22 protein-coding genes and 1 tRNA gene are annotated in these 18,780 nt (G+C 59.4%); 4 read left to right on the forward strand and 19 right to left on the reverse strand.

Translation table 11 applies throughout. From position 1 onward, the window contains the following. Positions 1 to 95 precede the first annotated feature (95 nt). From gabD to E4O98_RS16215, 9 genes are all read right to left on the reverse strand, one after another. Positions 96 to 1,538, reverse strand: a complete 1,443-nt coding sequence (gabD, locus tag E4O98_RS16175; protein WP_032878469.1) for an NADP-dependent succinate-semialdehyde dehydrogenase — start codon at positions 1,536 to 1,538, stop codon at positions 96 to 98. A gap of 296 nt (positions 1,539 to 1,834) precedes the next feature. After that, positions 1,835 to 2,149, reverse strand: a complete 315-nt coding sequence (locus E4O98_RS16180; protein WP_003187551.1) for a RebB family R body protein — start codon at positions 2,147 to 2,149, stop codon at positions 1,835 to 1,837. A 50-nt stretch (positions 2,150 to 2,199) separates the two neighbouring features. Then, positions 2,200 to 2,514 (reverse strand): RebB family R body protein, encoded by a 315-nt coding sequence (locus E4O98_RS16185; protein ID WP_005783676.1) that lies wholly within the window; start codon positions 2,512 to 2,514, stop codon positions 2,200 to 2,202. An 82-nt stretch (positions 2,515 to 2,596) separates the two neighbouring features. Further along, entirely contained in the window at positions 2,597 to 2,917 is a 321-nt protein-coding gene (locus E4O98_RS16190) for a hypothetical protein (protein WP_248135711.1), read from the reverse strand. A 40-nt stretch (positions 2,918 to 2,957) separates the two neighbouring features. Continuing rightward, positions 2,958 to 3,584 carry a hypothetical protein gene (locus E4O98_RS16195; protein ID WP_003187547.1) on the reverse strand — a complete coding sequence of 209 codons (627 nt, stop codon included), beginning with the start codon at positions 3,582 to 3,584 and terminating at the stop codon, positions 2,958 to 2,960. Positions 3,585 to 3,666: 82 nt separating this feature from the next. Further along, positions 3,667 to 4,239 carry a hypothetical protein gene (locus E4O98_RS16200; RefSeq protein WP_223018025.1) on the reverse strand — a complete coding sequence of 191 codons (573 nt, stop codon included), beginning with the start codon at positions 4,237 to 4,239 and terminating at the stop codon, positions 3,667 to 3,669. Between the two features lie 18 nt (positions 4,240 to 4,257). Next, complete coding sequence (locus tag E4O98_RS16205; protein WP_003187543.1) at positions 4,258 to 4,485, reverse strand: RebB family R body protein; 228 nt, start codon at positions 4,483 to 4,485, stop codon at positions 4,258 to 4,260. A 103-nt stretch (positions 4,486 to 4,588) separates the two neighbouring features. Beyond that, positions 4,589 to 5,131, reverse strand: coding sequence for a sigma factor-like helix-turn-helix DNA-binding protein (locus E4O98_RS16210; RefSeq protein ID WP_050989018.1), 543 nt, complete (start codon positions 5,129 to 5,131; stop codon positions 4,589 to 4,591). An 87-nt stretch (positions 5,132 to 5,218) separates the two neighbouring features. Continuing rightward, entirely contained in the window at positions 5,219 to 5,935 is a 717-nt protein-coding gene (locus E4O98_RS16215; RefSeq protein WP_248135712.1) for a Crp/Fnr family transcriptional regulator, read from the reverse strand. 195 nt (positions 5,936 to 6,130) lie between these two features. Here E4O98_RS16215 and E4O98_RS16220 point away from each other — a divergent pair. Next, a tRNA-Arg gene (locus E4O98_RS16220) sits at positions 6,131 to 6,207 on the forward strand. 324 nt (positions 6,208 to 6,531) lie between these two features. Here E4O98_RS16220 and E4O98_RS16225 read toward each other — a convergent pair. Beyond that, positions 6,532 to 7,410 (reverse strand): LysR family transcriptional regulator, encoded by an 879-nt coding sequence (locus tag E4O98_RS16225; RefSeq protein WP_032878475.1) that lies wholly within the window; start codon positions 7,408 to 7,410, stop codon positions 6,532 to 6,534. A 116-nt stretch (positions 7,411 to 7,526) separates the two neighbouring features. Between E4O98_RS16225 and E4O98_RS16230 the strand changes: the two genes are divergently transcribed. Continuing rightward, the gene (locus tag E4O98_RS16230) at positions 7,527 to 8,558 is read left to right on the forward strand and encodes an SDR family oxidoreductase (RefSeq protein ID WP_032878476.1); all 1,032 of its coding nucleotides are present in this window, start codon (positions 7,527 to 7,529) and stop codon (positions 8,556 to 8,558) included. 48 nt (positions 8,559 to 8,606) lie between these two features. On the opposite strand, the gene E4O98_RS16235 is transcribed toward E4O98_RS16230, so the two are convergent. From E4O98_RS16235 to E4O98_RS16245, 3 genes are all read right to left on the reverse strand, one after another. Beyond that, positions 8,607 to 9,194, reverse strand: a complete 588-nt coding sequence (locus E4O98_RS16235; RefSeq protein WP_248135713.1) for a hypothetical protein — start codon at positions 9,192 to 9,194, stop codon at positions 8,607 to 8,609. Further along, a complete protein-coding gene (locus tag E4O98_RS16240; RefSeq protein ID WP_248090720.1) occupies positions 9,191 to 9,763 on the reverse strand; it encodes an RNA polymerase sigma factor in 573 nt (190 codons plus the stop codon). Before E4O98_RS16240 ends, E4O98_RS16235 begins: the two co-directional genes overlap by 4 nt. Positions 9,764 to 9,916: 153 nt before the next feature. Beyond that, entirely contained in the window at positions 9,917 to 11,545 is a 1,629-nt protein-coding gene (locus E4O98_RS16245) for a VWA domain-containing protein (RefSeq protein WP_248135714.1), read from the reverse strand. A 224-nt stretch (positions 11,546 to 11,769) separates the two neighbouring features. On the opposite strand from E4O98_RS16245, the gene E4O98_RS16250 reads away from it, so the two are divergent. Then, positions 11,770 to 13,989 (forward strand): M10 family metallopeptidase C-terminal domain-containing protein, encoded by a 2,220-nt coding sequence (locus tag E4O98_RS16250; RefSeq protein WP_248135715.1) that lies wholly within the window; start codon positions 11,770 to 11,772, stop codon positions 13,987 to 13,989. 6 nt (positions 13,990 to 13,995) lie between these two features. On the opposite strand, the gene E4O98_RS16255 is transcribed toward E4O98_RS16250, so the two are convergent. The 4 genes from E4O98_RS16255 to E4O98_RS16270 form a co-directional block, all read right to left on the reverse strand. Next, positions 13,996 to 14,646, reverse strand: a complete 651-nt coding sequence (locus tag E4O98_RS16255; protein ID WP_043049149.1) for a DUF799 domain-containing protein — start codon at positions 14,644 to 14,646, stop codon at positions 13,996 to 13,998. Beyond that, positions 14,643 to 15,005, reverse strand: coding sequence for a DUF4810 domain-containing protein (locus E4O98_RS16260; protein WP_005783622.1), 363 nt, complete (start codon positions 15,003 to 15,005; stop codon positions 14,643 to 14,645). The genes E4O98_RS16255 and E4O98_RS16260 overlap by 4 nt, the downstream gene beginning before the upstream one ends. Before the next feature lie 29 nt (positions 15,006 to 15,034). Beyond that, complete coding sequence (locus tag E4O98_RS16265; RefSeq protein WP_005783620.1) at positions 15,035 to 15,715, reverse strand: CsgG/HfaB family protein; 681 nt, start codon at positions 15,713 to 15,715, stop codon at positions 15,035 to 15,037. 503 nt (positions 15,716 to 16,218) lie between these two features. Then, a complete protein-coding gene (locus E4O98_RS16270; RefSeq protein WP_248090729.1) occupies positions 16,219 to 16,911 on the reverse strand; it encodes a hypothetical protein in 693 nt (230 codons plus the stop codon). A gap of 254 nt (positions 16,912 to 17,165) precedes the next feature. Between E4O98_RS16270 and E4O98_RS16275 the strand changes: the two genes are divergently transcribed. Next, on the forward strand, positions 17,166 to 17,423 hold the full coding sequence (locus E4O98_RS16275) for a hypothetical protein (protein WP_248135718.1): 258 nt from the start codon (positions 17,166 to 17,168) through the stop codon (positions 17,421 to 17,423). Between the two features lie 106 nt (positions 17,424 to 17,529). On the opposite strand, the gene E4O98_RS16280 is transcribed toward E4O98_RS16275, so the two are convergent. Together E4O98_RS16280 and E4O98_RS16285 are read right to left on the reverse strand one after the other, a co-directional pair. Further along, positions 17,530 to 17,937, reverse strand: coding sequence for a hypothetical protein (locus E4O98_RS16280; RefSeq protein ID WP_103734042.1), 408 nt, complete (start codon positions 17,935 to 17,937; stop codon positions 17,530 to 17,532). A gap of 317 nt (positions 17,938 to 18,254) precedes the next feature. Continuing rightward, positions 18,255 to 18,780, reverse strand: a 526-nt coding sequence (locus tag E4O98_RS16285; RefSeq protein ID WP_248135716.1) for a hypothetical protein, incomplete at its 5' end; no start/stop codon positions are given.

Consider the following 18,780-nt stretch of genomic DNA (forward strand, 5'->3'; position numbering starts at 1 on the left):
ACTGCCCCAGCTTTCCCGGCCACTACGAATTACGATGTGAAACACGCAAAGGGACAGCGCTCTCGTGCCCTCTGCGTTTACTGCAATCCCGCGCCTTAGATACCCAGGCAGAGGTATTTGATTTCCAGGTAATCCTCGATCCCGTACTTGGAGCCTTCACGGCCCAGGCCCGAGGCCTTGATGCCGCCGAACGGTGCCACTTCGTTGGAGATCAACCCGGTGTTGACGCCGACCATACCGTACTCCAGGGCCTCGGCCACACGGAACACACGGCCCAGGTCACGGGCGTAGAAGTAGGAGGCCAGGCCGAACTCGGTGTCGTTGGCCATCGCGATCACGTCGGCTTCATCTTTGAAGCGGAACAGCGGCGCCAGCGGGCCGAAGGTTTCTTCCTTGGCCACGGCGGCGTCTTTGGAGACGTTGGTGAGGATGGTCGGCTCAAAGAAGTTGCCTTCCATCGCCTTGCCACCGGCCAGCAGCGTGGCGCCTTTGCTCAGGGCATCAGCGATATGTTCCTGAACCTTGGCCACGGCTTTTTCGTCGATCAGCGGGCCCGTGGTGGTGCCTTCTTCCAGACCGTTACCGATCTTCAATTTGGTCACCGCCACCTTGAGCTTTTCAGCGAAGGCGTCGTACACCGAATCCTGAATGTACAGGCGGTTGGCGCACACGCAGGTCTGGCCGTTGTTGCGGTACTTGGAGATGATCGCGCCTTCGACGGCCTTATCCAGGTCGGCGTCGTCGAACACGATGAACGGCGCGTTACCGCCCAGCTCCAGGGAGACTTTCTTGATATCCTTGGCGCATTCGGCCATCAGCTGGCGACCGATTTCGGTCGAGCCGGTGAAGGACAGTTTACGCACGATCGGGTTGCTGGTCAGTTCGCCGCCGATGTCGCCGGCGCTGCCGGTGACCACGCTGAGCACGCCTTTGGGGATACCGGCGCGGTGCGCTAGCTCAACCAGGGCCAGGGCCGAGAAGGGGGTTTGCGAGGCCGGCTTGATCACCATGGTGCAACCGGCGGCCAGGGCCGGGCCGGCTTTGCGGGTGATCATCGCTGCAGGGAAGTTCCACGGGGTGATGGCTGCGGTCACGCCGATAGGCTGCTTGATCACGATCAGGCGCTTGTCGGGCTGGTGGCCGGGGATCACGTCACCGTAGATGCGCTTGGCTTCTTCGGCGAACCACTCGATAAAGGAAGCGGCGTAGACGATTTCGCCCTTGGCTTCGGCCAGCGGCTTGCCTTGTTCGAGGGTCATCAGGCGGCCGAGGTCGTCCTGGTTTTCGATCAACAGTTCAAACCAGCGGCGCAGCTTGTTGGCGCGCTCCTTGGCGGTGAGTGCACGCCAGGCCGGCAGGGCCTTGTCGGCGGCTTCGATGGCGCGGCGGGTTTCCGCGGCGCCCATCTTCGGCACGGTGCCGAGAATCTCGCCCGTGGCCGGGTTGTTGACCTTGATGGTCTGACCGTTGTCCGCATCGACCCAAGCGCCATCGATAAAGGCTTGCTGGCGGAACAATTGGGTATCTTTGAGCTGCATGTCGGCTTTCCTTAACAGCACCGCGCGCACGCGGAGCGAATTAGAGTTGTTGAAAGGCGCCTTGTGGGCTGCCGTCAGGGAAATCAGCCCCAGCGCGCGGAAGAAATGAAAGTGCGCACGGGAGACAGAGCGTTTGAAATCTCAAACGAATCCTAGGATCAATGGGGGTACAGGGCAATAGGATGTTCGAAAAAAAGAACGAATATGGCGCATCCGGCTCATCTTTCAGATCAAGCGCACACACGACAACAGCCCCGGAGCCTTGTGGGCGCCGGGGCCGTTGGGGACCTCGCAGCTTAAGGTTGGAACGACTTGAGCACGGCCAGCAGGCTGGTCAAGTTGTCGGCCACGCCGCCCTGGGCGACTTTTTCGGTGGCCGCGGCGCCAGCGGTGGTGTCGACACTGTAGATCTGCATCACGCCCTGGTTGGTGGCCGCCTGGGCCAGGGTGTTTTGTTGCTGTTGGGCCGAGACCGAGTTCTGGAACAGGATCGCCGTGGCCTGGCCCATGGATTGGTAGATGGTGCTCATGGCCATCGCGGGTGATTCGGCAACCACCTTGACGTTGGTCTGGGTGACGGCATCGGTGATTTGCGGGCTGACTGTACTCATGGTTGAAACTCCTGGGTTGAGAAAGAACAACATCCGTTATCGCTCAGTGCTTAAGGCTGGAAAGACTTGAGCACGGTCAACAGGCTGGTGAGGTTATCCGACACGCCGCCCTGGGCGACTTTCTCGGTGGCCGCCGCACCTGCGGTGGTATCGACGCTGTAGATCTGCATCACGCCCTGGTTGGTGGCCGCCTGAGCCAGGGTGTTTTGCTGCTGTTGGGCCGACACGGCGTTCTGGAACAGAATCGCCGTGGCCTGCGCCATGGATTGATAGATGGTGCTCATCGCCATCGCTGGCGATTCGGCCACCACTTTGACGTTGGTCTGGGTGACCGCGTCGGTAATTTGCTCGTTAACAAATGCCATGATCAATTTCCTTATTTAGTACACGGTGCATTCCGTGTTCATCAATGAACGTTGCCAAACAAGGGCTGTGAAACCTGTGGCTTCAGGATTTCGCAGGTCCGGCCCGGGCGGCCTCGATCCGTGCGATCAACTGCTGGATCTCCTTGTTCACTTCACGCTTGAGATCCAACTGCTCGACGCTTTGATCGGGCGCGCCACTCAGCGCTTGGCGTACCGCCGCCTCGCTCTGCTGGGCGGCCTGGCGAATGGCCTGCTCGTTGGTCTTCGATTGTTCAAGCACCTGCACCGCGCGCTTGAGGCTTTCGTCAACGATAGCTCGCGGCGCACCGTCGAACATTTGCGGGCTGCGCAGCATCGCCTCAAGCCGCTGGCGATCAGCGCTGGATAGAACCGGTGGCTGCATGTGAACCTCCTGCGGCACTGGCTGGACGGCAACAGCGCCACTAAAGCCGCACCTCAACGTTGTCCTGCCAGAACCCTGCAAAGTAAAAGTGCGGCGAGGAATCACAGAAGGTCGCCAACTCCGCAGGCGTTATGGCGCTAGGCTGGTTGGGGAAAATGGCAGGCGGAGGCGGCAGCAGATTGGCCTCGTTGTAGAGGTTGCCGACTTCATAACAGTTGGCCGCAAACTGCGAACAAAAGGACCCGCTGCCGATGTCGATGGACTCGTTGATCCGCGTCACCAGGCTGGTATCGGAAGTCCAGCGCCGAAAGGCTGAGATCATCGCGTTCCACACGCTATAGCGGCCCCGGATATCACCGCCGATCTTGTCGAAGTAGAACTGCTTGGCAGCTACCGTCGCCGCCTCGCCCAGTTCGGTATCCACGCAGGAAAACACCATCGCCGAGCGCGGCGGTTTTTCCAGGCTCAGGTCGGTCAGGGCCAGGCCACTGCCGACACTTTCGATCACCATCGTGTCGCTTACCGCAATCGCCGGGTGAACCACATTCAGGTAGGTCGTGTCCTGCGAGAACACCTTGGCCTTGACCAGTTGACCGGCTTTGATAAACGCCCGCGTAGCGCTGTCGTCATCTTGTTTGACAGAAAAAATAATATCTCCAGGCTGCATGATGTCGCTCCTCACTCAAGAAAAGTTGCTTTCAAGTTGCTGTTGCACCGCTCCAGCCGAACGCTGGAGCGCTGTGCTGGGTTCAGGCCGCTGGCGCGGCCCGGTTGGCCAGGGTGCTCGCGTACTTGGCGATGCTCTGGTCGATCTTGTCGATGGCCACGCTGGCGGCTTCGGCTTCCATGGCTCCGGCGGCGGCGGCCACGGCGGCAGCGGCGCCCACCAGCAGGTCGGTGGCCAAGGCGCCCAAGGCGTCTTCGGCAGCGCCTGGCAGGTTGTCGTTGACGATGTTCTCGGTCATTTGCTGGAGCAGCACGGCCTGGGCCGCCAGGGCGATCTTGCTGACCCCGTCGAAGTACCCCGCCGCCGCCTGCGCCACCAGCCCGGCCGCCTGGCTGATCATCATGTCGGCCGGCACCGCGATCTGCGCCGGGGCATAGGCAAAGTTCTGCGCGTTGGTGAACTGCACCGCCTGCACGATCTGGCTATTGAGCGCCGCCGTGCTATCGGGCGACGGCGTGCTTACCTGGTTGAGCAGGTGCTCGTTCATGCGCGCCATGATCGAGCGCGAGGCCGGTGCAGCGGGCGCTGGCGCAGGTGGATCGGCGGCGGGCGTTGCTTGGGAGGCGGCGGGTTTCTTTCTGCTGAACCACGACATAATCAATCTCCCGAGGCCTCAGCCCTTCTCGCCAATCTGCATGATCAGCGCCACGGCCTTGGAGATCACCGCGTTGGAAATCTGATTCATCGCCTGCTGGCTGTTGACCGCGTTCTGCAACGACAGGCCCGCCGCGCTGCTGGCCACCTGGTACAGCGACGCGATGGCCTGGGCCGGCGCCTCGGCCACCACCTTGACGTTGGTTTGAGTGACCGCGTCGGTGATCTGGCTGTTGACCTCTGTCATACATCTCTCCTTGATGGCATTCACCCAGGTTTGGGTGTGGATAGCGGCGGCGTGCTGCGCTCATATCACTAGAACGCCCCACGCCAACGTCTGTGAATCACCTTCAGCGCAAAGCACTGCGCAGCAGTTGCACACGCTTGCGCACCAGCGGCAGCTTCACGTGTAACTCGGCGGCGATTTGCGGGTAAGGCAGGTCGTCGACAAAACGCATCTCGAACAAACGCTGCTGCAACAGCGGTAACCGTGCGACGTGCGCCTCGATCTGCTCCAGGCGCTCATAACATTCCACCCGCTCCAGCACCGACGCGCAGGGCGCGGCGAGCGCGGCCAGATGATCGTGTTCAAGATCCACCGAATCATCGAACAGCCGCCCCTCGCGCTTGCTGCGCCGCAAGCTGTCGAGAAACACATGGTCGAGTACCAGAAACAGAAACCCCTCAGGGTCACGAATGCGCTCCGGCGAACGCCGAAAAAACAACAGGGCCTTGATCGCCGTGGCCGACAACCACTCCTGGCCCTGATCCAGATTGCCCTTGGCCCGCCGCAACGCCCGGCGCTTCAGCTCGCCCTGCACGGCACGCCAACTCGCTTCGAACAAACGGTCATCGGCGGCCCATTGATCCTTGAACTCAACAGTCATCCCCATCGCCAGCACTCCTGTGCATCCTTGATGAAGGGCCAGTCTGCGAGGGCTCGACGGGGGTACGCTGTTACCTGGGGAACACTGCGGCAACTAATTCAAGGCAAACGCCTTGCGCCGCAAATGCTCAAGATCGTTGATCACCATGCGCTCCAGATTGCCGCTGATCACGCCATTGCGGCGCCACACTTGCAGTTGCACATTCAGCTTGGGGCGGCTGGTATTCAGCATCGACGCCAACACCCCTTGGCTTGCGGGCAGCGACACACTGGGCAAAGCCAACGCCAGGTCGATCTCGCCCAGGTTGGCCAACAGAAACCGCGCCAACCGCGACTCCAGCCGATGCAGGCACACCAACTCCAGCAACTCGATGGCCTGCAGCAAACGCAGCATCATCAGCATCAACAAACGCCGCAGAAACGCCGGCTCCTCAAACAACACAGCAAAATGCCGACTGCCCAACTGCAACAAGCGCGTAGGGCCACTGGCGAAGGTGGAAGACTCGCGCCCATGATCCTTGATCAACGCCGTCTCCCCCACCACCTGCCCGGCCCCGGTGCTGCCGATGATCTGCTCGCGCCCATCCGGCCCATGCACCACCGAATAAATCCGGCCCTCGACTACCAGCGCAATAAACTCGAGGGTGTCGTCCTTGAAATACAACAGCTCACGATCATCCAGCGTGCGCTCCACCATATGGGTGGCAACGTAGCGCAAGAGGTGCTCCGGCATACCTCGAAACAAATCGGAGCGAGCCAGCAGGGTTTGTCTGAGCGGGAGATCGAGCATCACGGTTCCTTTGGAATGCATGCGTTCACCTGAGGAATTGCGGCGTGGAAGCGGGTTAAAGCCACAAGAGCAAAGCAAACAAAGGGACGCGCGGCGCGGGGAGTTGTGAATGAGGGTGGCGATTAGCCATTTTTTGTCGGAAATGGACGACAGGCAGCGGGGGAAATGCCGGAATGGACGCATCAGGTCGACATGGGTATGATGTCGCCCGCACAAGCATCCGTAGCTCAGCTGGATAGAGTACTGCCCTCCGAAGGCAGGGGTCGTGGGTTCGAATCCCGCCGGGTGCACCAGATATGAATGAAAAAGCCTCAGGTCGGGAGATCTGGGGCTTTTTTGTTTTTAAGTTTTATTTACCGGCTGGATGCATTAAGCCGCCTTGAGGTTGTAGGGGTCGGCGTTATGAGTAATTTACAGAGTGCCTTCTGTAGCTTAAATCGCATGTTTAGCTGTACAGCTAAACATGCATTAATGGCTAATAATCGGTCACTTTTCGATCAATTTAGACTCGGCGTGCCAATGTCGCTGATTTTGAATTGAGAAAGCCCAGTCCGGAGACTTATGGCTTTTTGCGAACGATGCCCTGTACCTACGCCGCGCCTTAATCATTAACCCCCCTATACCACCACTTCACCATCCCCCCTCAACGCCTCCCGCAACACCCCCTCCAACACCCCAAAAAAACCCTGAATATGCCCCTGCTTCAACGCCTGTGGCCGTGTAACCAGATAAACCTCCATCGCCGGCAGTTCTATCTCCTGAAAAACCTCACTCAACCCCGTAGCCAAAATACGCGGCAGCACCGCCACCCCCATCCCACGCTTCACCGATTCAAGCTGCACCGCAAACGAACTCACCCTAATCGGCGCATGATCCAGCCCCGCAGCTTTCGCGGCGCGCATTTGCGGTAGCAGGTCCAGCGGTGGCAGCAAGGCGATACTTGCGGCAGTGGCGGGAGTTAGCGCAGGAAACCGTTGCAGGTATTCGGCAGTGGCGAACACGCCGTAAGCGAGTTTGCCGAGCCCTCGGTAGATCAGGGAGGGTTCGCCCAGGTGTGCAGTGCGTATGGCGATGTCGGCCACGCCTCGTACGATTTTGTGGAAGTCGGTGGTGACCTGTAGTTCTACGGAGCAGCCTGGGTGCTGCGCTGTGAGGCGGCTGGCGGCTTCGAGCACGCTGGCAGAAAAGCCTTCGCCAGCGCTCACCAACACGGTGCCGCTGAGGGTTGCTGGCGTGCCGTCGACGGGGGTCTGGCGTCGCAGGCCGGATTCGGCCGCTAGGGCGACGTCTACCAGGGCTTGGCCTCGGGAGGTGAGCCGGCAGCCTTCCACGCCGCGTTCCACCAGTGGTTCACCCAGGGCGGTTTCCAGTTGGGTGAGGCGGCGGGAGACGGTAGACGCCGCGATACCGAGCAACTGGCCCGCCTGTAAAAAGCTGCCGCGCCGTGAGACTGCCAACAGCAGTCGAAGATCATCCCAATTTGCCTGCAATGCCATATCTCCGCGCTTCCCTGGTGTGCAGATGTGCAAAGCCATTATGCCGCAGGCGCTGTTTTTACGGCGCAGGCTGACCGGTATATCTACTGGCCTTCTCAACAAATGGAATGGCCTGTATGAACAAGAACCCCAATCGCTTGCGCAGCACCTTTGTGACCGGTGCCACCGGCTTGCTGGGCAACAACCTGGTACGGGAGCTGGTCGCACGGGGTTATGCGGTGAAGGCGCTGGTGCGCTCGGCGGCCAAGGGTGCGCAGCAGTTCGGCGATGTGCCGGGCGTGGAGCAGGTGGTGGGGGATATGGCTGATGTGGATGCCTTCGCGGCGGCGTTGCAAGGCTGCGATACGGTGTTTCACTGCGCGGCGTTTTTTCGGGATAACTATAAGGGCGGCAGCCATTGGGAGGAGCTGGAAAAGATCAATGTCGTCGGTACGCGAGCCCTGCTGCAACAGGCGTATGACGCCGGTGTGCGACGGTTTGTGCATACCTCGTCGATTGCCGTGCTCGACGGTGCCCCCGGTACGCCGATCGACGAGACGTGCCTGCGGGCCGAAGCCGATGCGGATGACTACTACCGCAGCAAGATCCTCGCTGAGCGGGAGGTGTTGAGGTTTCTTGAAAGCCATCCGCAGATGCACGCCTGCATGGTCTTGCCCGGTTGGATGTGGGGGCCGGGTGACCGTGGGCCGACGTCTTCGGGGCAGTTGGTCAGGGACGTTATCAACGGCAAGTTGCCGGGGCTGATTCCTGGCACCTTTTCTCTGGTCGATGCCCGCGATGTGGCCTGGGCGCACATTGCCGCCGCCCAAAACGGGCGACGGGGCGAGCGTTATCTCGCGGCCGGTCGCAACTTGACCATGCGCCAGCTGATTCCGGCGCTGGGGAGTATTGCCGGGGTCAAGGTGCCCTCGCGCCAACTGCCGCTGCCTGTGCTCTACCTGTTAGCCGCGGTGCAAGAGGCCTACGCCTACCTGACCGGCAAACCCATTTTGCTGAGCATGGCGACGTTGCGGCTGTTGATACGTGAGGAGCACCGTACCCGCTTTGACCACCGCAAAAGTGAAGAGGAACTGGGGCTGAGCTTTCGCGTGCTGGAGCAGACCCTCACTGACACGGTGGCCTGGTCCCGAGCCTACGGCGGGTTGTAATAAAAAGCCCCAGGTCGACAGGCCTGGGGCGGGTTCGTGGCGTCAGGTTCAATGCTTTTGCAACGCCTCTAGCCGTGCCGGCAAGTCCTGCTCAGGAAAGCGTTGATACAGCGCCAGCAGTTTTTCATCCGCTGCCCTGGTTTCACCCGCTCGACGCAGGTTCACAATTTCCTGCAGACCTTCTTCCAACGTAGGCAGCGCCCGCTTGCTGAGTTTCGCCGCTGGCTGATCCGCCACTGCGCTTTCGGCTTGAACCGGCGCACTTTCAACCCGTGGCGCCATCGCCATGCGGGCCATTGGCGCGGGGGCGGAAAACGCTTGCGGCGCTGGGTGGGCGGCTTCTTCGTGGCGCAGGGCGGAGAATGTCGCGGTTGAGATTTCGGGCTGCGGCACGGGGGAGCGCATGACCACGCCGATCATCAGCGCCAACCCGGCGACGGTGGCGAATGCCATTTGCCAGCGCGGGCGTTGGCAGGCTTGCAGCCAGCGTTGCCACAGGTTTGGTTGCGGCACCGGGGCTTCGCGGCGGGCGGCGTTGAGGATGAAGGCGTCGAGGGACGCGGGCGGCTCGCCCGTGCTGTGTTGACGGTAGTGCTGGAGCAGCGCGTCGTCCGGGGTGTGTCGGGGGTCAGTCATACAGGTACCTCCTCGGCCAGCAGGCGCCGCAATTTTTGTAGGGCGTAGCGCAAGCGGCTTTTTACGGTTTCCAGCGGGGCGCCGGTGAGGGCGGCGATTTGCGGCACTTCGAGGTCGCCATGCAGGCGTAACAAAAACACCTCGCGCTGGTCTTCGGGCAGTTCTTGCAGGGCGGCGTCGAGGCGCGTCTGGTCGCGGCTCAGGCTCAGTTGTTGCTCGGGGCCGGCGCTGTCGTCGGGTTGGGCGTGCAGCTGTTCGTCGTAGCTGTCGTGCAGGGGGTTGTGGATGCCGTGCTTGCGCCAGTGGTCGATCAGGCGGTTGCGGGCGATCTGGAACAGCCAGGTACGAAAACTCGCCCGGCCTTGTGGCTGGGTGGTGCTGCGGATCAAGCTGAGCCAGGTGTCTTGATAGATTTCTTCAGCCAGGTCGGCTTTGTTGCACAGGGACACGAGGAAGCGGTACAGGCCCTGACGGTGGCGCGTGTAGAGGGCTTCAAATGCGCCAGCGTCGCCGGTTCGGTAGCGGGCCAGCAGCGATTCGTCGCTGGGTGGATCGTCTGGGACGGCCATGTAATGGGCGAACTCCTTTTTGTCAGCCGAAGCAGGATTAGTGTGGGAGGGGGCTTGCTCCCGATAGCAGTGGGTCATACAGCACATCGGATACTGACACACCGCCATCGGGAGCAAGCCCCCTCCCACATTTGAACATCGTTGTAGGCCAGATCAGGGTTTGAGGCTTTGGGCCAGTTCCACCAGTTGCACGAATTCGTTGCGCAGGCCGAACGGGTCATCGCCGCGGGCCGAGCGGGCAAGTTTGGCGGTGTCTTGCAAACTCATGTTGCCAGTGTAGCGGCCATCCCCCTTGAGCTGTTGGGCGAACGCGGCAACGGCAGAGGAGAAGCGCAGGTCGTCGCTGGCCGGGGTGGCCTGGTTGGCGATAGGGCGCTCGATCAATTGGCTGTTGCCGCCCGCAGCGGGCTTGTAGCGCACCCGTAGCATCGCCAGCTCGGCGGATTTGCCTTCGGCCGTTGGTGCATTGGCATATCGCAATGGCTCCAGCCAACCCTTCTCGCCCTTGGGCACGATTTCGTACAGCGCGGTCACTGTATGGCCTGCGCCGATTTCGCCGGCATCGACTTTGTCGTTGTTGAAATCCTCACGCTTCAAGGCGCGGTTTTCATAGCCCAGCAGGCGGTATTCGCTGACCTGGGCGGGGTTGAATTCCACCTGCAACTTCACATCCCGTGCGACCACGGCCAGGGTCGAGCTGAGTTGCTCCACCAGCACCTTGCGCGCTTCACGCAGGTTGTCGATGTAGGCGTAGTTACCGTCGCCCGCATCGGCCAGTTGTTCCATCAGGTGTTCGTTGTAGTTATCCACACCGAAGCCGAGGGTGGTCAGGGACACGCCGCTTTTGCGCTGGGTCACCGCCATTTGCTTGAGGCTGTCAAAGTCGCTGATGCCCACGTTGAAGTCACCGTCGGTGGCCAGCAGGATGCGGTTGATGCCCTTGTCGATAAAACCTTCGCGAGCCATCTGGTAGGCCAGTTCGATGCCGGACGCGCCTGCGGTGGAGCCACCGGCGGTGAGTTGGTCGATGGCGTTGCGGATCTTGGCTTTTTCAGCGCCCGAGGTGGGCTTGAGCACCACGCGGGATTCACCGGCGTACACCACCAGTGACACGCGGTCCTGATCACGCAGTTGATCGACCAGTAACTTCAACGTGCTTTTGACCAACGGTAAGCCTTCGCGGCGGTCCATGGAGCCGGACACGTCCACCAGGAAGACCAGGTTGGCGGGCGCCAATTCTGCCACGGCTTTATCGCAGGCCTTGATACCGATGCGCAGCAGTTTTGTACGCGGGTTCCAGGGCGTGGCGGCGAGCTCGGTGGTGACGCCAAATGGGGAGCCATCGGTGGGCAGTGCGTAGTTGTACGGGAAGTAGTTGACCATTTCCTCCAGTCGTACCGCACCTTCGGGTGGCAGGCGACCTTGGTTGAGGAAGCGTCTTACGTTGGCGTAGCTGCCGGTATCGACGTCGATACTGAAGGTGGAAACCGGGGTTTCGGAAACGCGATGCACCGGGTTATCCGGCAGGTTGGCGTATTGCTCGCGGGGTTCGCTGCGGTAGTCCATCGTCGCCATTTCTCGCACCGCCATCGGTGCCGGCATCGCCATTCGCTTGACCACTGCATTCTGGACCGGCGCGCTGTGAAGTTCGGCGAGAGGCGCCGCTTCAATCGGTTTGGCGACTTCGGGGGACGATGACAGCCCACACCCAGCCAGCGCCACCAGCAGGGTGACGGCAAAGCCTTGGGCAGCAGGACGCAGCAAGAGCATAGAGCGGGACATGGGCTGAACCTCGTGAATGAATGATCCGTTCAACAGCTCAGACGTAACGCAGCACCGGTACGGGTTAACCACGGTTATTTCTTCGCCCAATTGCTGCGTCACACTTCGAGACACAACCGGGTGAACCTGCCATTACCACCAACCACATATCGAGAGTTCGCCTCCCTGTCAGAACAGCCTGTTTCTTGACGTCTTTGGAGCCTTTTTACATCAGAGAAATCGCGATGAACTCCGTAAAAAATAACCTAACACACCGCTATGAGCCGCCCTCATTCGCCGAACGCCCGAGCTATGCGGGGGCCGCTTCAGACAAGCTGTCCTACGCCACCGAGCAAGCGGCAGAGCAAATCACTCGAACGGGCTATCGTTGGAAAGTGCAGAACCCAGACGGCACCACACCTATCGGCTATCGTTTTTTCACACCTTCACAAGCCACCTACAGCACACCCACCGGCGCTAACGAGTTCTCACCGTCGCAAAAAGAGCAGGCCAGGCGCGCCATGCAGTCTTGGGCGGATGTCGCCAATATCTCCTTCACTGAGAATGCACCCGAGGCCAATGGGCAGCTGTTACTGGGTAATGACCCGAACCAGACCGGCCTGTCGGGCCATGCGTCTTATCCGGGCATCTACAGCGATGGCACCCAAGCCTGGTTCGCGTCAGACGGCATGAATCGACCCTTCACTCACGGTAGTTTCAGCCGGTACCTGCTGGCCCATGAGATCGGCCACACCCTGGGCCTCATGCATCCCGGCAAATACAACAATGGCGGCAGTTACGCTGAAAACGCCCGCTACGCCGAGGACAACCGCGCCTACAGCCTGATGAGTTACTGGTGGGCAGGTCATCTGGGCCATGATCACAACAAAAACCGCCAAACTCACTATGCCAGCGCGCCGCTGATGGACGACATCACCGCCATCCAAAAGCTCTACGGTGCCAATTACAAAACCCGCGACACCGACACGGTCTACGGCTTCAACTCCAATACCGGGCGTGACTTTCTCAGCCTCAACTCAGCGGACGACGCACCCGTGTTCAGCGTGTGGGATGGGGGCGGCAACGACACTCTGGATTTCTCGCGGTTTCATCAGGACCAGACCATCAACCTGAAGGCTGAACACTTCTCCGATGTCGGCGGCATGAAAGGCAACGTCTCCATTGCCAAAGGGGTGACACTGGAAAATGCCATCGGCGGCACGGGTGCTGATCGACTCATCGGCAACCATGCCGATAACCGCCTGACCGGTGGCCTGGGCCAGGACACCCTTACCGGCGGGCCGGGCAAGGATACCTTTGTGTATAACAACGCCAGCGAGTCGACCGCGCAACGCCCCGACCTGATCACCGATTTCACCAGCGGGCAGGACAAGATCGATGTGGCTGCCGCGCTGCAGGCCGCGGGTATCAAGGACCTGCAGTTTGTGCGCCGCTTCAGTGGCCGGCCGGGCGAGGCGTTGCTTGGTTATGAGCCGAACACGCGCCAGCACAGCCTGGCGATTGACCTGGACGGCTCGGGCCAAGCCGACCTGTATATCAAGAGCCAAGGGCCAATCAAGCCAAACGACGTGATCAGCCGAGCTTCCCAGCCGAACCGTGTGCCAACCCCACCCGCCCGAGTTACGCCGCAACCGCCAACAACTCCGCAACCGCCGACGCCAGCGCAGACAGCACCGTACAAGCCCCGCCCCGAGCCAATGCTCGCCCCACAACAAGCGCCGTTCTCCTTGCAGAACTACGCCAACGCATCCCTTAAGGGCACGCCGATGCATACCGCGGCCAGGGCCGTGGGCACGATTCGCGAAGTGAGCGTCACGCGGGACTCATGGGGCTACGAACGCGTGCATACCCGTTCGTTGGGTACCGGCTCGCTGATCAACGATGGCAACGGCGTGCTGACCAACCAACATGTGCGCCACGCGCTGGCCAAAGGCAGCAAGCTCGAACTGTGGCTGGGGTATGAACAAGACAGCACCGGCCGAATGAAGGTAGAGCGCAAAGTGCCGCTGGACCCCAACCCGCTCAGTGGCGACGCCCGGTTGGACTATGCCGAGCTGCGTGTCGACTTGCCCGTCGGCGAGAAAAAAGCCTTGGCCGAGCAGTTCCGGCCGCTCAAGTTGGCCTCCGGCCCCCAAGCATCGCCTGGGCAGAAAGTCTTTATGCCCAACCATGGGCAAGAGGCCCTCGGCATTTCATTTCTAAATACCAAGGGCCAACCCACCACACTCAAGGGATACGACCAGCACAGCCGTAATCAGGGCACGGTCTACCATGATGCCTTCAAGAAGCCCGGCACCTCCGGCTCACCGCTGATCAGCGTTGATACGGGCGAGATCGTTGCCTTACACAACGGTTCCATCGGCGCCAGCGTAAACGGGCAGCGCGACTCCATGGGCACGGCCACCCGCATCGACTTGATCCAACAGCACCGTCGTCAGAGGTGACGCGGTTCAGTCCGTGCCGTACTTCGGGTTACGCGGCCCGTACAGAAGCCCGGTGCGTTGCCCGGCCGACAGCAGGCGCGCACTGGTGATACCGGCAATCGGATGCGCCGCATCGGTAGAGCTGTTGATCACCTGCTTGACCGCGGCCGTAATCAACATGCCCACCAGGCCGCCACCGTTGTTGTTGCCCTCTTCGCTCGACGCCCGCGCCGAACCGGTCCACAACGTGGTGCCGGTGCGCAGGTCCACCAGTTTGGCCGAGGCCGTCACCGAGGTGTCGCTGGAGATCAGCATGTACTGGGTGCCGTACTCGCTGATGGTGATGTACAGCGCCGCGTCCGCACCAAAGATGTCATGCAGCTTGGCCGGCTGTACGGCCTGGATATCGTTGGCGGTGGTCAGGCCGTTCTGGCGGAAGGTTTCGTCCACCAGCGCAATTGGCAACACGTAGTAGCCGGCTTCGGCCAGCGGGTAGGTGACTTGCGACACCAGGCTGTAGGACGCCTGCACTTCCGGCGATTCATTGATCGGCGGCAGTACCAGGATCGACTTGGGCCGCGCCTGTTTGTACGCCGAATAATCGACCGTCTTGGGCGCGGCGCAACCGCCGAGCAACGCCAGGGCCAGCAAGGCGCCGGTGAGTTTTAACAGGCTCATTTGGTGGCGACTCCGGCTTTGGCGTTTTTCAACAGAAAGTCCATGTACGCAGCGGACTCAGGGAACAGCGCCTTCTCGGTGCGAAACTCCTGCACCATCTGGTCATCCTTGCCCATGTTCATGTACAGCATGCCCAGGTGCGCGTGGTAACCCGGCGGTGCCTTGCGGCCACTGGCGTTGATCTTCTGCAGATCGCGCTCCAGTGCTTCCACCTGCGCTTCCTTGGGCTCGCCCTTGAAGTACTCGTAAACCTGCGGCTGGTAGCTCTCCCATTGATACAGGGGCTGGGGCGCCGTCTGGCACCCGGCTACCGTTGCGATTGCTGCCAGCGTCAGCGCCAACTTCACTGCCTTGCTCATCCGTGTACTGCTCCTTGTGGTGTGGCTGATCAGTTACGCGGGTTCCAGGCGCCGGCGTTGATGCCGTCGACCAGGCGGTTGATCGCTTCGCGCATGGCCAGGTCCAGCACCTTGCCATTGAGGGTGGAGTCATAGCTGGCGGTGCCGCCGAAGCCGATCACTTCACGGTTGGACAGCGCGTACTCACCGGCGCCCTGGGTGGAATACACCACTTCGGAGGTATTGATGTTGACGATATTCAACGCAACTTTGGCGTAGGCCACTTGGGTCTTGCCACGGCCGAGGATGCCGAACAGCTGGCGGTCGCCGGTTTCTTTGCGGCCGAACTCGGTCACATCGCCGGTCACCACGTAGTCAGCGCCCTTGAGCTTCTGCACGGTGCCTTTGATTTTGGCTTCCTGGGAGATCTCGCCCATGTTGTCGCGGTCCAGCACGCTGAAGCGGTTGGTCTGCTGCAAATGGGTGATGAGGATGGTCTTGGCCTGGCCGCCGAGACGGTCGACACCATCGGAGAAGATGCCGCGCATGTAGCTGGAGCGGTTGTCGAACTTGCCCACGGCAATCGGCACACGCACGCCGGAATAGGCTACGTGGGCGCTGGCGACTTGCTCCACCGGCATCGCGCGGTTGCTCTCGGTGGCGCAACCGGCCACGGTCAACAACGCCGCGGCGGTGAGGCCCGACAGCAGGATTTTGGACAGTGTCTTCACAGGGTGCTCCTTGGGTGAGGAAAACAGCGTTGCCGGGTTTTCCAAGGAGATAGGCAGCCTGAAAGCGCGCTGGCCTGGATTCTTCCCTGAAAGACGGTGATGCAACGGCTGCGGCATTTTACGGGGTTGAGAGCGGTTCTCAAGTTGTTTCGGCCATAGGTGGGGGGCTTACCCTACTGCCGACCGCAATACTCAAAGCAACGAAGATCAAATGTGGGAGCTGGCTTGCCTGCGAAAGCGGTAGTGCAGCAACAGATGCAGCGACTAACCCACCGCCTTCGCGGGCAAGCCCAATGCCGATCAATTAAACGAACGCAATGCCCAAAGCAACGAAGATCAAATGTGGGAGCTGGCTTGCCTGCGAAAGCGGTAGTGCAGCAACAGATGCAGCGACTGACACACCGCCTTCGCGGGCAAGCCCGCTCCCACAGGGGAACTGCGCTTAACCCTGACTGGCATTAGTCCAAGCCCGCCCACCAACAGCCGCCAGCCTTCGCACAGACCTACTTGAGCTCCTTCACCAGATACTGCGCAGAAATCTGCGTAATCCCGGTCAACGCCCGGCGCAAGGCTTCAGGGTCAGTGCGGTAAGTGAGCGGCGTGTAGCCATAGACGTTCTGGCCATTAAACGGCGTGACCGCCTCAAAGGTGCGCCAGATCATCTCATCGCCGCGATCCATCTGCGCCATCACGTTAAGGGTCGGATAAATCACACTGCTGAAACCCTGGGTCAGGCGAAAGCCCCACTCGGACACGGTCAGCTGAATCTGCGCATCGGCGGGCTCATCGTCGCCGACCACCTTGAGCGTCGAAGTCTTACCCAACTCATCGACAAAGCCCTGCTTGAGCAACACGCCTACATCGAGTTTTTCCGCCTCCATCACCGTCAGAATAGCCACCGGCGTCGGCATCTCGGCCAACTGCCCAAGCTTCATGCCGCCGGCAAACCCGGCACCGCTCAACGCCGCAGTACCCAGCTTGGACGCCCCGCTGGCCATGCCAACACCGGCGCCAACCCCGGCACCCAGGGCCGCGCCCCAGGCCTGTTCGCGGCCGAAGTACACCATGTTCTTTTCCCACTTCACGGGCAGGACTTTGACGGTCTTGATCTGAGCGCGGTTTTCGGGGGTGAGGGGGTGGCTGACGCAACCGCCGAGGATGAGGGTGGCGAAGAGAATGAGGAGGAGGTTTTTCACATTGGTCCTTTAATGTTTGGGGTGAAGCTTTCAGATTTGCATAGTCGTAGTGCGTTTGTTCGTGAGCAGTATGTCGGCAATGGGTGGCAAGACGTTAGTAGCTGCGTACACGCTCCGAAGCGGCGGCATTTTGATGCCTTGCGCGGGCTTGGTGGTGCGGCTTATAGTCCGGCCGTCACTCAAAAGGTGACCGGGTTTGGCGACCCGAAGAACGAGCCCTCAATAATCCAGAGAGCTTAATGATGAATCGATACATTCCCCTAACCGGCCACGACTGCACCGTCCCAGCCCTGATCATCGACACCCAGGTACCTCTCGACGTCCTTCACGACGCCGCCGTGCACCGCATTCGGGCCGTCACCCAACTGCTGGAAAACCTGGCCTTTCGCGAACAACTCAGCAGCGATGCCGTAGTACTTTCAGACTTCGCCCATTTGCTGGCCATTCCGCTGCGCGATGGGTGTGATTTGCTGGATGTCATCAGTCGCAGGCTTAATGCCGATCCGTCTTGAGTGAAAATCGGGCGGCCTTCGTGTCGCTCGCTTTGGCCTCGTGCGGGGAGGGTAAAGGCTAAATAAACCCGCCCTTTCGCACTGCTCCGCCTCGATGACCAAGCGTTTACAAAGAACCTTCACAATTCTTTTTGTTAAATTCAAATCGGCCAATTTCTTTTACATTTTTGCTACCAAAAACATAAACGTAAGTCCCGCCCAGCGAAAAAATGGATTGTTTTTCAAAATTTTGGGGATCACAAAAAATATTTACAACTGCTGACTTAGTAGCTTCCAAGTTAAAACTAGAAACATCAGAATCATAATTCAATAAAGAATAATAAACCGTTATAGTATGACTATTAGTCGCATCCATACGAACAAGCTCTGTATTTTCGTCAACCTTCCGATTACGCGCGTGCGTTCGCGCGGTGACGATTATCAAGTCACTAAGGAAGGTTGGTTTGCTAGGCTCAGGCGTTTCTTCTGTTGCTTGTTTTATCAAGACCGCTGCTATACCAACAAGCAACAGCACAAAACCCCAGCGCCAAAATCCTTTTTTTTTGTTTCATCAGTCATTATGTATGGCTCCCTTCAACCATTAATTGGTTTTTCTGCGATCTCGAATCAAAATAAATCTATGCCCTTTTCTTCTCTTTGCACCAGCTCAACTTTTTCCTTTGATATGATTTCGCCACGGGACGAGCAGTCCCCTTTTCTCGCGGCAAGGGCCGAGATCAGGAGAAATGGACACCCGAAGAAGGTTAAGTAAGTGCCATTCAAATCCGCCCCCTTTTCTCTTCCTTTTTCTCTCTCGTCCCCTTTTCTCTCTTTTTTCCCTTAAAACAGCAGTTAAAAGACATAACATCCTTTTACGTTAGAAGTTTCGTATCTCCATGACTTTATTAGCCGATCCGCAGCGACAAAAACCGAATATCGGCAATCTCTAATCCAAGTTATGTAATACCGCCTGCCTCCGTTTTCATCAACAACCTTATCAAAGGTCTTATTTTTATTTACAGGCGACCAATATGAGTCGCCACATCCTCGAGTGCAGTCTTTGTAAAGGTGGGAATCGAAATGAGTACCTACCCATAGATTCATTCCATTTTCCCAATTGGAATGGGAAGGTGCGCAGCCAGCCAAGGCCGACAATAATACTACCAAAAGCCATTTATTAATTTTCACGCTTTTTCTCCGACTCAATTGCTGGGCGGTACTTATCGTACAGTGCTCCATAATTTGCAAGCAGAGCAGGCGGCACGAACAAAAGGGGACAGATTTGTTTAATAGATTTTTCAACCCTAATTCAAATAAATCTGCTCCGAATGGCACTTCCTTAACAGCTAACCAGCTGATATGACTACAGAAAAATGAA

It is taken from the genome of Pseudomonas sp. W2Jun17 (assembly GCF_023127795.1).
GTDB classification, from domain to species: domain Bacteria; phylum Pseudomonadota; class Gammaproteobacteria; order Pseudomonadales; family Pseudomonadaceae; genus Aquipseudomonas; species Aquipseudomonas synxantha_A.

What these genes read in the sequence shown, in the direction of transcription:
- E4O98_RS16255 (WP_043049149.1), bottom strand. Translation starts at nt 14,646, where the DNA reads ATGAGCCTGTTAAAACTCACCGGCGCCTTGCTGGCCCTGGCGTTGCTC.
- E4O98_RS16245 (WP_248135714.1), bottom strand. Translation starts at nt 11,545, where the DNA reads ATGTCCCGCTCTATGCTCTTGCTGCGTCCTGCTGCCCAAGGCTTTGCC.
- E4O98_RS16200 (WP_223018025.1), bottom strand. Translation starts at nt 4,239, where the DNA reads ATGTCGTGGTTCAGCAGAAAGAAACCCGCCGCCTCCCAAGCAACGCCC.
- E4O98_RS16225 (WP_032878475.1), bottom strand. Translation starts at nt 7,410, where the DNA reads ATGGCATTGCAGGCAAATTGGGATGATCTTCGACTGCTGTTGGCAGTC.
- E4O98_RS16190 (WP_248135711.1), bottom strand. Translation starts at nt 2,917, where the DNA reads ATGCAGCCACCGGTTCTATCCAGCGCTGATCGCCAGCGGCTTGAGGCG.
- E4O98_RS16205 (WP_003187543.1), bottom strand. Translation starts at nt 4,485, where the DNA reads ATGACAGAGGTCAACAGCCAGATCACCGACGCGGTCACTCAAACCAAC.
- E4O98_RS16210 (WP_050989018.1), bottom strand. Translation starts at nt 5,131, where the DNA reads ATGGGGATGACTGTTGAGTTCAAGGATCAATGGGCCGCCGATGACCGT.
- E4O98_RS16185 (WP_005783676.1), bottom strand. Translation starts at nt 2,514, where the DNA reads ATGGCATTTGTTAACGAGCAAATTACCGACGCGGTCACCCAGACCAAC.
- E4O98_RS16235 (WP_248135713.1), bottom strand. Translation starts at nt 9,194, where the DNA reads ATGACTGACCCCCGACACACCCCGGACGACGCGCTGCTCCAGCACTAC.
- E4O98_RS16240 (WP_248090720.1), bottom strand. Translation starts at nt 9,763, where the DNA reads ATGGCCGTCCCAGACGATCCACCCAGCGACGAATCGCTGCTGGCCCGC.
- E4O98_RS16180 (WP_003187551.1), bottom strand. Translation starts at nt 2,149, where the DNA reads ATGAGTACAGTCAGCCCGCAAATCACCGATGCCGTCACCCAGACCAAC.
- E4O98_RS16195 (WP_003187547.1), bottom strand. Translation starts at nt 3,584, where the DNA reads ATGCAGCCTGGAGATATTATTTTTTCTGTCAAACAAGATGACGACAGC.
- E4O98_RS16260 (WP_005783622.1), bottom strand. Translation starts at nt 15,005, where the DNA reads ATGAGCAAGGCAGTGAAGTTGGCGCTGACGCTGGCAGCAATCGCAACG.
- gabD (WP_032878469.1), bottom strand. Translation starts at nt 1,538, where the DNA reads ATGCAGCTCAAAGATACCCAATTGTTCCGCCAGCAAGCCTTTATCGAT.
- E4O98_RS16230 (WP_032878476.1), top strand. Translation starts at nt 7,527, where the DNA reads ATGAACAAGAACCCCAATCGCTTGCGCAGCACCTTTGTGACCGGTGCC.
- E4O98_RS16215 (WP_248135712.1), bottom strand. Translation starts at nt 5,935, where the DNA reads ATGCATTCCAAAGGAACCGTGATGCTCGATCTCCCGCTCAGACAAACC.
- E4O98_RS16250 (WP_248135715.1), top strand. Translation starts at nt 11,770, where the DNA reads ATGAACTCCGTAAAAAATAACCTAACACACCGCTATGAGCCGCCCTCA.